The following is a 12,000-nucleotide window of genomic DNA, read 5'->3' on the forward strand; positions in this document are numbered from 1 at the left end:
AGAGTAAATTGGGATTCGTAATTCCCATAGGTATGTGTGAGGGCGGGGGTATTCATATCATCGGCAAAAAATGCGGGGACATAATATGCCCAAATTGACGCATAAAAGCCTTGTTTAGGGAAATAATTAAGTGCAAGATTTGCGATATGCTTTGGAGTAGCAGCAAGCTGATTACCCTCTGTTTGGGGATTTGTATCATTTTTTAAAATCGTGGCAAGAGTAAGTGTGTAGTTTCCCTCCAAATATATATCACGCACTATTGGCACTTGCGCACTAAGCTCTATGCCGTGAATCCTCCCCCTCCCTGCATTGATATTTTTATAAGGATTATTTTGGCTCCCATTGCCCGAGCGGTAAATCATATCCCAAAGCTCACTATCATAATAATAGAGTTTGCTTTCAAAGCCTTTGTTATAGTATTCTACCCCCACATCAAAGCTTAAAGCACTCTCTTTTTTCAAATCAGGATTAATCTCCCAAATGGTATTGCCGTGGCTAAATTGATACATATCTCTCATTGTTGGCATTCTAAATCCCGAGCCAAATGAGGTTTTAAAGATAAAGCCTTGCAGGGATTGTGGCGCGTAGTTAAGTGAGAGCTTAGGGCTAACCACAGAGGAGATTGCACCTTGATTGGTGCGATTTGTGTTGGGTTGAGTATGATCAAGAAGATAACCTGCATAATTGCGCCAATAGTCATAGCGGATTCCTAATGTACTCGAGAGCTTTGGTGTCCAACTTGAATTGAGATTCATAAAAGCCGAAGCCACAAAAGCCTTGCCGCCATAGTCGCGATATATATCTGCGCGAGTGCTTGAATCTCTCCAATTTGTCATACGCGCATTGACTTGCCTAAAATCATAATAGCGAAATTGCCCTGCAGTGGTAAGAGTATGCGCATCTCCTAGCTGCATATCATATACAATATCTACATAATTACTTGTAGAATCAATATCTTGTGTGTTACCCGCTCCGCCATATCTATCGCCAATGCCCTGCTCTGCATCTTGCCACTGACTAAAAAGATTTACTGAAGAAAGTGCAATTTTGAGTGAAGATTCACTAAAATGATGCCAATAGGTGAGATTCCCTAATAAATGTGAATAATCGCCCATTCCACCAATGCCAGAGCCTACAAAATAATCCTTCCCATCAACAAGAAAAGTGCTTTTGCCTGTAGAGCTATCACTGATATAGCTTGTAAAATGCCCAAAGTCATAGCGATGATTTGAAAAACTTAGCATTGTGGAGAGCATATTGGATTCATTAAAGTCATATTCTGCTTTAAAGCGCACATCATAGATAGCATATTCGCGCCTCCCGCCATCGCCGATGATGCGATTTTCTGCTTTGTCTGTGATGATACCATTAGGAGTATCTGTGAGGCTCACACCGCTAGGGATAGTCGTGGGAAAGCTCGCATATCCATCGCTATGCGTATAACCTGCACTAAGTTTTAGCCTTAATCGTTTATCCAAAAATACATCGCCTACACTTGCGTAAGCGCGTATGAGATTTTTTTCCGCGCTGTCTTTGTGCAATTCATCTCCATAGCTTAGAATCACTTGAGATTGAAAGCTTGTGGGCATAGCTGTGATGAAATTAACCACCCCGCCAATGGCTCCCGCGCCATAGAGGCTAGAGAAGCTCCCCCGTGCCACCTCCACGCGCTCCACATCATAGAGTGAAATTTGGTTTAAGATTCTCGCCTCTCCCTCCAAATCACTCAAAATCACGCCATCAAGCATAAGAAGTGTGCCATAATTAATCCCACGCACCTTAATTTTTGGGCGAGGATTAAAGCTTACATCATTATCTATACGCACACCTGCAAGTTTTTTAATACTATCACTTAATTTATTATTGGGCATATTTTGAATCTGCTCATTTTTAAGGATACTTACATTGCCCGGGATTTTTTCCACATCAGTAGCAAGCGCGCTCTCTGTGATTATGGATTGAGTAAGCATATAAGTCTCAATCCCATAGCTAGAGCCTAAAAAAAATGTGAGGATAAATGAGATTTTAAGTGGAGTTTGATAGAAATAAGTGCTATTTTGGATAAGATTCTTAAATAACATCATAAATCCTTAAAAATAATGTTTTATTTGAGTTTTAATTTTATGCAATGAAGACTTAAATATTACTAAAATTTATTTTTTATGATTTTATGTTATGTTTTGTAATATAATATGTGTGAAGTTGCATAGAATTTATTTTGTTATTATCATATTTAATTGTTCTATTTAGAATTAGAGCTATTATAAGGTGCAAAAATAAGAAAAATAAAGGAATAAAATTGTGTAGGGTGATGATTATTTTGCTCTGTGTAGGTGTGCTATGGGGTAAAAATACACTCATTATGGCAGTATCTGAAAATATAGGAGTGCTTAATCCACAAGGTTATCAAGGCAATGCAATGTTTGCGCAAAATGCAGTGTATGAGGGGTTAGTGCGTGCGGATAAAAATGGACATATTGTGCCAAGTCTTGCGCTTTCTTGGGAGATAAGTGAAGATGCTTTGCAATATGATTTTATCTTGCGTGAGGGAGTGCGCTTTTCAAATGGCGAAAGTTTTGATGCAGATTCTGTAGTGCTTAATTTTCGCTCTGTGCTTAAAAATCGCTCAAGGCATTCTTGGAGCGGTTTGGCTGTGGCATTAGAGAGTGTGCAAAAACTTGCTCCTTATAAAGTGCGCCTTAGACTTAAAGAGCCTTATAGTCCTACTTTAAATGAACTTGCAGCGGTGCGTCCTTTTCGATTTGTAGCTCCAAGCGCTATACCTGCAGATTTAGATATGATAAAACATAATCCCAAAGCTATTGGCACAGGGGCATATATGCTTGAAAAAAGTATTTATGGGGTGAGTGATACTTTAGTAAAAAATCCGCATTATTGGGATAAAAAGCAGAGAATCTACTATGATGAGGTGATATGCAAGGTAATTTTTGACCCAAGCGCAAAGCTTGCTGCACTCAAAAGTGGGCAAATTGATATGATTTATGGAGATGATCAGATTCCACTAGAGATTTTTAAAGGTATGCAAAATAATCCACAATTTAAAACCTATCTTAGTCCGCCTCTATATAGTTTAAGCCTTGTTGTAAATTCTGCCTCTCCTGTTTTTAAGCTTGAAAATAGCGCATCTGCACTCATCTTACGCAAAGCTTTGAGGTATGCAATCAATAAGCAAAGGCTTATTAAGGCAGTATATGGTGGTTTGCAAGAGGATACAGATTGTATATTTCCCACAAGTAAGGATTGTGAAAAGGAGCATAGCACACACTCTATTCAAAGCCAAGAAGCTTTAGCATTTTTGCGCAATCTCGTGCATTCTGTAGATTCTCCTCTTGCTCAAAAAGGCATAGAGATTTTGTATATAGGTGATAATCCAGCACATAAAAAAATGGCTGAAATTATCCAAAATGATTTAAATGTGCTGGGAGTGAAAGTGCGTATAAGTGCGAGTGAGCCTACGATATATCATCATCGCCTTTTAAAGGGTGCTTTTGATATGGCTTTTAGAGAGGGCTGGGGCGCGCCCTATGAACCTTTAAGTGAGCTTCATTCTATGCTACTTCCTAGTCATATCGACTATGCCGCACAGCTTGGCTTAAGCATAAAGCCTCTTATTGATAAAGAAATTAGGGGTGTTATTGCGCTTAATCCCACCTCTAAAGCTTTTCATAGCACACTTAGGAATCTTATCTCTATGCTTGAGGAAAGTGGCGTATATATCCCGCTTACAAGCCAAAGAAATAAAGCCATAGCGCATAAAAAGATTCAAGGTATTGATATGGGTGTGTTAAGCTATGAGGTGCCTTTTTGGGATTTTTATGAGGATTAAAGTGAGTTTAAGAGCAAACAAGAGTGATGCAATTCAAGCAACAAAGGACGCTATAATAACTAAGAGCAAATTAAGGTGAATGTATGAAAAGATTTATTCTTTATAGATTTCTTTCTATAATACCCATTGTATTGATTGTATCTTTTGTCATTTTTTATCTTTTAAGGCTTGGTGGGAGCGATCCTGTAATGGCATATATTATCCACTCTCATCTCCCTGCCACACCTGAACTCATCGCGGAGATAAGGGCAGATTTTGGACTTGATAAGCCTATTTTATCTCAATATATGACGTGGCTTAGTAATGCCCTAAGGCTTGATTTTGGTGTATCTTATATGAGTGGGCGAAGTGTGAGTGAGGACTTTTTACATTTTTTGCCAAATACGCTTTTACTTATACTTTGTGGGTTTATTCTAACACTTGTGTGTGCTATTCCTCTAGGCATCTTAGGGGCATATTATCATAATAAGTTCCCTGATATGTTAATCCGCTTTTTTTGTTTTGTGGGTGTGAGTATGCCTAATTTTTGGCTTGCCTTTTTATTAATGCTACTTTTTAGTGTGTATCTTGGGTGGATTCCAGCGGTAGGGATAGAGGGAGTGCAAAGCTTCATCTTGCCAAGCGTGAGTATTGCGGCTATGTCTATTTGTATCCTTGCGCGGTTAATTCGAGCAAATATGCTTCAAGTGCAAGGAGAGAGGCATATCATATATGCAAGAATGCGCGGGGTAAGGGGACTTAGACTTTATATGAATCATATTTTTTATAATGCGTTTTTGCCAATCCTTACAGCAATGGGTATGCACATAGGAGAGCTTATAGGCGGTGCGCTTGTAATTGAGAGTGTGTTTGGTTTGCCCGGTATAGGGCTTTATAGTATCCAAGGTATTGCAAATCACGACTATCCTATTATCGAGTGCTTTATTGTGCTACTTTGTGCTACTTTTGTGTTTTGTAATGTGCTTGTTGATGTGCTTTATGCCCTCTTTGATCCGCGTATGCGCAAACAAAGCGATGATGCCAAAGATTTTAAAGGCTAGGCTATGAAAGCAATGAGTTGGTGGGGTAAATGCGCACTTATAGGGGTAGTAATTATCGCTCTTGCAGCACTTTTTGCACCATTTATTGCCCCTTTTTCCCCTGAAGAGCAAGATTTGGATCATATTCTTGCTCCTGCAAGTTTGGTGCATTGGTGTGGGAGTGATTATTTAGGACGGGATATATTTTCGCGTCTGCTTTATGGAGCAAGACTTTCATTAAGCTGCGCGGTGTTGATGCTTATTTGTATTGTGTTTTTAGGTGTGAGTATAGGGGGCTTATGTGGTTTTATCGGTGGGAGGCTTGATGCGCTCTGTATGCGTATATGTGATATTTTTATGAGTGTGCCTACAATCGCACTTTCTTTGTTTTTAGTTGGGGTATTTGGTGCGGGATTAGAAAATGTGATGATTGCTATTATCTGCACACATTGGGCGTGGTATGCAAGAATCGTGCGTAGTATCGTCTTTAGCCTTAAAAATAAAGAATATGTTCTGCTTTCTTTTACCTTTGGGGCGGGGAGTATGCAGCGATTTAAAAGGCATTTGATGATTCCCATTCTTAGCCAATGTGCGGTGTTAGCAAGTATGGATATGGGGCATATGCTATTGCATATTGCAGGATTATCTTTTCTTGGGCTTGGGGTGCAGCCACCCACGCCTGAATGGGGCATTATGTTAAGTGAGGCAAAAGATTATCTTTGGGATTATCCTTTGCTTATTATTTATCCGGGTTTAGCGTTGTTTATATGTGTAGCGCTTTTTAATATGATAGGGGAGAGCTTGCGAGATAGCTTGAATGATGCGCATAAGCTTAGTGATATAAGCCTCCCATATACCAAAAAGCTAGAATCCACACAGATAAAAGAAGCCAAAAATCTTACTCTTCATCATTTACATATTGTTTCGCCACATTCTACAATGCTTAATGTGGATTCTCTTTGCATTCAAAGGGGTAAGTGTAGCGCATTGCTTGGGCGAAGCGGGAGTGGCAAGACTTTAAGCGCATTAGCCTTGCAAGGTTTTTTATCTCCAAATCTTATTTGGCAAAGCGGAAGTATTAAGCTTAATGATATCCCTATAAATCCTCACTTGTATCGAGGTGTGATTTTTGCGTGTATTATGCAATCCCCGCGCACTTGCTTCAATCCGCTTTTGAGTATAAAATATCATTTTAAAGAAACTTGCAAGGTGTTGCATAAGCCTTATGATGAGGAGTATATCAAGCAGTGTTTGCACAATGCAGGATTAGAAAATTCTGTGCTTCAAGCCTATCCATTTGAGCTAAGCGGAGGAATGCTCCAAAGAGTAATGATAGCTCTTGCTTTGCTTACACAAGCCCCATTTCTTATAGCCGATGAGCCAACAAGTGATTTAGATAAGCCCATAGCAAAAGAGATTCTTAAAACCTTGCACTCTCTTCAAGAATCTCATAAACTCGGTATTTTGCTTATCACGCACGATTTAGCAGTTGTAGCAGATAATGCGAGCGATGTGTATGTGATAGAGCAGGGGAGGATTACAGAATCTGCACGCATTGATAAAGGAAAAATCATCAAGCAAAATCAAGATGATAAACCCCAAACGCCAACAATGAAGCATTTAGAGCGCATTTTAAAGGAAAAAGCAAATGCTAGAGTTTAAAAATGTCTCCTATGCTTATACAACTTATCGTGTGTTTGCTACTCGCACAAAGCCTGTGCTTAGACACATCAACCTGCATTTGCCCTCAAATCAAAGCCTTGCTATTATGGGAGCGAGTGGTTGTGGCAAAAGCACTTTGGCTAAGATTGCCTGTGGGCTTTTGCAGCCAAGCAAAGATGAAAATGGGGCAGTTGGTGAGGTAAGATATGAATCTCACCCTCTCTCTCTTAGCACACTTAGCCAAAGGAGAGCTTTTTATAAGCAGGTGCAAATCCTTTTTCAAGATTGCATTGGCTCACTTAATCCTTATTTTACTTGCCTTGAAAACTGCCTTGAGCCACTTAAATATCTTTCCACTTATAAGAAAGAAGAGCATATCGAGCGATTATGCGCTTTAGCTCAAGATGTCGCATTACCTCAAGATATACTCTTTAAGCAAGTAGGAATGATTTCTGGCGGGGAAGCACAAAGAGTATGCCTCATACGCGCTTTAAGCGTTGAGCCAAAACTTCTTATCCTTGATGAAAATACTTCAGGGCTTGATTATGAGCTATCTTTGGCAATACTAGATTATCTCAAAAATTGGCGAGAGCGCACGAAGGCAAGTATTTTGCTCATTACCCACGATGATGAGGTAGCTTATAACTTGTGCGAAAATGTGCGCATAATGAATCCACAAGGGGAACTAGGGGCTTAGAATCTACTTTAAGGGTTAAAAATAGGACAAAATCTCCCTTTGCTTTAAAAATACTAATCTAAACCCAATAAATTTAAGCCCCTCCTTTATCCCCTGCAAAAAATAAATACAAGATTAGAATCTAAAAACATAAAGCCTTTAATGTAGATTCTAACTTAAACCCATAAAATCTAAAAATGTTTTTTAGATTTTATCTTGCAAAAAGATTTATTCTCCTCCTGTTTGTAAGATTTCTACTCACCCTTACAAAAAGAATAAAAGAATCAAATTTATAGAAATGTAATTCTAACTTCACATTAGAATCTAAACTCATATCAAGAATCAAATAAAATCAATCAGGTAAATAAATAAGTTTAAAAGATTCTAAGAATCTTATGTTTTAGGTTTTTCAAACCTTGCTTGATTGCCTTTAATCCATTTTTGCCTTCTCCCAAGGCTTTAATTACTCAAAATAGCTTAGAATCGTATATCCTCCATCTTTAAGGTATTTATCTTTTTGCATTAATTTTAAATCACTGCGCACCATATCTTTTACAAGCGCATTTAAGTCATACTCTGGCACCCACCCAAGCTTCTGCTTTGCCTTACTTGCATCACCGATAAGCAATTCTACTTCAGTTGGGCGAAAATATCGCTCATCAACGCTCACTACTTCCTTGCCAATTTCTATTTGAAAATCCCCATCACATCGTTTGATGTAGCCTTTTTCATTGACGCCTTCACCCCTAAATTCTATTTCAATGCCTAGCTCATTAAATGCCATTTTGACAAATTCTCGCACCTTTTAATCAAAAATTCAGCCAAATATGCACCATCTTGCCCTGTGATACCTGTAATAAGCGCCCTTTTCATCACAATCCTTTATAAGAAATAGTGCTATTGTAAGCTAAAATTGCTTAAAAACTTTCAAAAGATTAAGGCTATTTGCCAAGCGCAGTGTGTAAAAAGTCATATACATCATTTTGCACATCAAAAATATCACGCACAAGTGGGTAAATATAATCCTCTTTGAGCAAAAATCTATCGTCTTCATCGGTTTTAAAATAATAGGGTTTTCCCTCAAGCATAGCACAAAGCATATTAAAGCGCAAACGCAAGGCTTTTATATCATTTCTTAAAAGTATATTATTTTCATTTTCAGGGGTGATTTTTTCACAAAGCGTGAAAAGCGATTCTTTGAGTTGGGAGAATTGATCATACAGGGTAACAAAACCTTGCAAAATATATTCATCATAACGTTTTTTATCTTTTGTGCTTTCATTAATGAGTGAGGAGAGCTCATCAAGGTGGCGCATAAGCTGATTTTGTTGCGTGAGTGTGTAGCCCTTAGAATCTTCTATGCTCATTGTGAGGGCAGCAAAAGTTTCAAGGCAGGTTGTTGTTTGAGGGATAAGCTCATCAGCGCTATATCGGGGATAGAGAATCTTAGAAATACAAAAGGCAAGTAAAAATCCAAGCAAAATATCAAAAAAACGATAGGCAATCAGCTCAATAAAATTACTATCTAAGAGCGCAAACATCAGCACAAGCTCTACCATAAGCACTAAAGACCATAGCACGAAAGGATAGGTTTTAAAATAAACCACCAAAAAAAGATTAGGAATAAAAATCCACAGGAGCAAAGAAGAATCTCGCAGGGCTAACACCAAAATAACACCAAGCATTAAGCCCAAAAAGCTTCCAAGAATAGAATCTTTACCTGTTGTTTGAATCGTGCCAATATTTGGGTGCATCATAGAAATAACACCAAGGGCAATCCAAGTGCCGTGATTAATTTGAAAAAATTGTGTAAAAAACATCGCACAGCCAATCGCCACTGCATAGCGAATGCCATAGAGAAATGGTGCAGGATTCTCTTTGAGGGAGTTAAATAAGTCTTTTATGCTTTTAGAGGAGGGGTTTTCTACAAAAGCTTGAGAATGCAAAGAAGATAGACGCGTAAAGGATTCAACTTTAGAATAAAAAATTTTAAGCGCATTTATCCACCCTAAGTCTGCATTATTTTTCATCGCAGATTCAAGGCAATGCTTTGTGATTTGAGGTTTTTTGCCATAAAAAATATGCGAGAGTTCATTGAGATTAGCCACCATTTCTTTCTGTGCCTCTTGCAAAGCAGGGGAGTGATGATGTAAAAAATAGTAGTTCATAATATCAAGCACATAGCATATGCTTTCTAGTTTGTAGAGATAAAAAAGGGCGCGTTTGTGGTTTTTGATAAGATGAGCATCTTTAATCTTAGATGAAGCAGAAGTGAGCTTTGTTTTAAGTAAAGAGATGTGATTGAGGGCTTGAGATTTGAGCGTTTCATAATCTGCCTTACCAAGATTCTCACACATCATAGAAAGCTCAAAGAGTTGGGCGACAAATTGCGCTTGTATGAATCTTCCATATTGTCCAAATGAGACAAAAAGCCTCACGCCAATGCTTACACTCCCCCCAATGAGTGCCGCTCCCATACAATGCAGTGATGATATATCAGGTTGAGAGCTTGCATAGATATTTGCCACAAGCGCATTCACAAGTGCCATAGTAAGCACCTTTGGCAAATCGCTATCATAGACTTTGCTTATGCCAATGCTAAAGGCAAGCATCATCGAGGGGATAATTAGCCATAAACTCCCCTCTAATCGAGCAAAAAGAGGTATAAGCGCACATACAAAGACAACAAAAAGCACAAGATATTGCCAATCCATATCTTTGCTGCTTTTAAAGCCATTGAGAAAAAAGACATACATTGCCATCATCACAGACCAAATCACCACAGGAGCGCCAAGCAGAATATAGCAAAGCAGCCCACTTATACAAATGGCAATCATTGCCTTAAAAGCATAAAAAAGTCCTAAAAATCCCGCATCATAGACATAAATAAAGCGTCTAAAGACGATATTATAAAAGGATTCAAACATTATAAGTATGAGATGATATGCGCATCATTATTTTTTGTAATAATTCCCACTCGCCCCCACACATTGCTGTGTGCATTCATTGCCTTGACAAATTGTGCGACACTCTACGCTTTGGAAATTTCCCACAGGCTGCTTTTTGCTACTGCACGCACTGAAGCTATAAGCACATAAAAAGAGACATACAAAGGCACAAATTGTTTTCATACAAGCTCCTTGATAGAATCTACGCTTTTATAAAATGGGCGTATTGTAGTATGCTATGGTTACAAATTTATAAACTTATTTATCGTCTTTATGGGTAATTTGTGTAGTTTTTTAATCTCTCCATAACCTCATTTTTACACATCATAAATACTAAAATGAAAATCATCTATCATTCCTCTTTATTAATATACCAAAGTATGTGGTGTATTATGCTAGAATCTTTAGATTTATAGAATGCACATAGACTTATATGTTTAAGGAAAGTAAATGCAAAAAACATCACAAAAACCCCCCAAACCTCCACGCCTTAGTGCGGGGTTACTCAAAAAAATTTTTGTTGCTGCAAGTATTCGGCGTTGGAATGACCAAGCCACGCCGGTAGAATTTGTCGAGCTTGATAAACAAGCGCATAAGATTGTGATTGCTTATATTTTGGCAAAATATGAAGAAAACATCGGCAATAGCATTGATTGGGAAGCATTGATTTTACAATTTTGTTTTGAATTTTTTGAGCGTATTGTCCTTACTGATATTAAACCCCCTGTATTTCATAAGCTCCAAGAGACGCATAACAAAGAGCTTGTAGAGTTTGTATGCGCACAGCTTGAATCTGAACTCGGCGTGTATGAATTTTTCCCTAAAATGAGGGAATATCTGCTAAGCACAAAAAATAATAGAGAGAGGCAGATTCTCAAAGCTTCGCATTATTATGCGTCCAAATGGGAGTTTGATATTATCTATCATTTTAATCCTTATATGTATGATGTGCAAAATATCCGCAATATCATTAATAAGCAAGTAGAGGAGCATTATCATCTTGCGGGTATGCGTGAGATTATGCTTTATGAGAATATGCGTGAGCTTGTTACGATGTTTGGGCAGCTTAGATTTCAAAAACGTTGGAGTCAGACCCCAAGAGTGCCGGCTACTTCAGTGCTAGGACATACGCTTATTGTGGCATTAAGCGCGTATTTGGTAAGCTTTGATATAGGCTGTTGTGAAAAAATGCGTATTAATCATTTCTTATGTGGGCTTTTCCACGATTTGCCTGAAATTCTCACTCGCGATATTATCTCGCCCATAAAGCGCAGTGTGAGGGGGCTTGATAGGTTAATTAAAAATATTGAGGAGGCTGCAGTAAGAGAAAAAATACTTGCCATTGTGCCATCTAATATACAAGAGGATATTACTTATTTTACACAAAATGAATTTGCCAATCGCTACAAGCTTGAATCTTTTACTTATACTGCAAAAAGTGGCGAGGAGCTAATGGAGCATTTTAATACCAATGAGCATAATGCCATTTATGGCGAGTTTTTAAAGATTTTTGACCATCTAAGTGCATATTTAGAGGCAAAAATCTCCATAAGCCACGGCATTTCAAGTGATGATTTAAAAAATGGCGCAGAGGGTATTTATGATAAATGTGCCACACAAATTGTGCAACATATCGATGTGGGCAAACTTTTTAGGGATTTTGCAGAGTAATAAAAAGCAAGAATCCTATGCTTTGAGCATTGAAGTTTAAAGTGGATTTAAGCCAATCTTAACAGGCTTTGTCTTACAATGAAATTTTATCTTAAGGCGTAAAAATATTTGCAAAAGGAGCAAAAATGGTGCAATATCATAGCGCATACTGCATATATGTGCATTGTGGTTTCACCC

At 38.1% G+C, this 12,000-nt stretch carries 10 protein-coding genes; 5 read left to right on the plus strand and 5 right to left on the minus strand.

Annotated features, from left to right (window positions below):
- Window positions 1-2,081: TonB-dependent receptor (locus J1E28_RS06470; protein ID WP_291027946.1), on the minus strand; the 2,081-nt coding region annotated here is incomplete at its 3' end.
- A gap of 227 nt (window positions 2,082-2,308) precedes the next feature.
- Between J1E28_RS06470 and J1E28_RS06475 the strand changes: the two genes are divergently transcribed.
- From J1E28_RS06475 to J1E28_RS06490, 4 genes are all read left to right on the plus strand, one after another.
- Complete coding sequence (locus tag J1E28_RS06475; protein WP_291027979.1) at window positions 2,309-3,847, plus strand: nickel ABC transporter substrate-binding protein; 1,539 nt, start codon at window positions 2,309-2,311, stop codon at window positions 3,845-3,847.
- Between the two features lie 83 nt (window positions 3,848-3,930).
- Window positions 3,931-4,887, plus strand: coding sequence for an ABC transporter permease subunit (locus J1E28_RS06480; protein ID WP_291027948.1), 957 nt, complete (start codon window positions 3,931-3,933; stop codon window positions 4,885-4,887).
- A 3-nt stretch (window positions 4,888-4,890) separates the two neighbouring features.
- Window positions 4,891-6,528 (plus strand): nickel ABC transporter permease subunit NikC, encoded by a 1,638-nt coding sequence (nikC, locus tag J1E28_RS06485; protein ID WP_291027950.1) that lies wholly within the window; start codon window positions 4,891-4,893, stop codon window positions 6,526-6,528.
- Window positions 6,515-7,225, plus strand: coding sequence for an ATP-binding cassette domain-containing protein (locus tag J1E28_RS06490; protein WP_291027952.1), 711 nt, complete (start codon window positions 6,515-6,517; stop codon window positions 7,223-7,225). The genes nikC and J1E28_RS06490 overlap by 14 nt, the downstream gene beginning before the upstream one ends.
- A gap of 442 nt (window positions 7,226-7,667) precedes the next feature.
- On the opposite strand, the gene J1E28_RS06495 is transcribed toward J1E28_RS06490, so the two are convergent.
- The 4 genes from J1E28_RS06495 to J1E28_RS06510 all read right to left on the minus strand — a co-directional run bounded on the left by J1E28_RS06495 (window position 7,668) and on the right by J1E28_RS06510 (window position 10,335).
- A complete protein-coding gene (locus J1E28_RS06495) occupies window positions 7,668-7,988 on the minus strand; it encodes a GDP-mannose 4,6-dehydratase (RefSeq protein WP_291027954.1) in 321 nt (106 codons plus the stop codon).
- Complete coding sequence (locus J1E28_RS06500; RefSeq protein WP_291027971.1) at window positions 7,970-8,077, minus strand: GDP-mannose 4,6-dehydratase; 108 nt, start codon at window positions 8,075-8,077, stop codon at window positions 7,970-7,972. Before J1E28_RS06500 ends, J1E28_RS06495 begins: the two co-directional genes overlap by 19 nt.
- A 68-nt stretch (window positions 8,078-8,145) precedes the next feature.
- Complete coding sequence (locus J1E28_RS06505) at window positions 8,146-10,131, minus strand: FUSC family protein (protein ID WP_291027973.1); 1,986 nt, start codon at window positions 10,129-10,131, stop codon at window positions 8,146-8,148.
- A gap of 27 nt (window positions 10,132-10,158) precedes the next feature.
- Entirely contained in the window at window positions 10,159-10,335 is a 177-nt protein-coding gene (locus J1E28_RS06510) for a hypothetical protein (RefSeq protein WP_291027975.1), read from the minus strand.
- Between the two features lie 267 nt (window positions 10,336-10,602).
- On the opposite strand from J1E28_RS06510, the gene J1E28_RS06515 reads away from it, so the two are divergent.
- Window positions 10,603-11,823 (plus strand): HD domain-containing protein, encoded by a 1,221-nt coding sequence (locus J1E28_RS06515; RefSeq protein WP_291027977.1) that lies wholly within the window; start codon window positions 10,603-10,605, stop codon window positions 11,821-11,823.
- The last annotated feature ends 177 nt before the right edge of the window (window positions 11,824-12,000 follow it).

The sequence above is a fragment of the Helicobacter sp. genome (assembly GCF_022511165.1).
Taxonomy (GTDB): Bacteria; Campylobacterota; Campylobacteria; order Campylobacterales; family Helicobacteraceae; genus Helicobacter_C.

Excerpts from the sequence above, each read along its gene's own strand:
- J1E28_RS06480 (WP_291027948.1), top strand. The coding sequence starts at position 3,931 with ATGAAAAGATTTATTCTTTATAGATTTCTTTCTATAATACCCATTGTA.
- nikC (WP_291027950.1), top strand. The coding sequence starts at position 4,891 with ATGAAAGCAATGAGTTGGTGGGGTAAATGCGCACTTATAGGGGTAGTA.
- J1E28_RS06490 (WP_291027952.1), top strand. The coding sequence starts at position 6,515 with ATGCTAGAGTTTAAAAATGTCTCCTATGCTTATACAACTTATCGTGTG.
- J1E28_RS06495 (WP_291027954.1), bottom strand. The coding sequence starts at position 7,988 with ATGGCATTTAATGAGCTAGGCATTGAAATAGAATTTAGGGGTGAAGGC.
- J1E28_RS06500 (WP_291027971.1), bottom strand. The coding sequence starts at position 8,077 with ATGAAAAGGGCGCTTATTACAGGTATCACAGGGCAAGATGGTGCATAT.
- J1E28_RS06505 (WP_291027973.1), bottom strand. The coding sequence starts at position 10,131 with ATGTTTGAATCCTTTTATAATATCGTCTTTAGACGCTTTATTTATGTC.
- J1E28_RS06510 (WP_291027975.1), bottom strand. The coding sequence starts at position 10,335 with ATGAAAACAATTTGTGCCTTTGTATGTCTCTTTTTATGTGCTTATAGC.
- J1E28_RS06515 (WP_291027977.1), top strand. The coding sequence starts at position 10,603 with ATGCAAAAAACATCACAAAAACCCCCCAAACCTCCACGCCTTAGTGCG.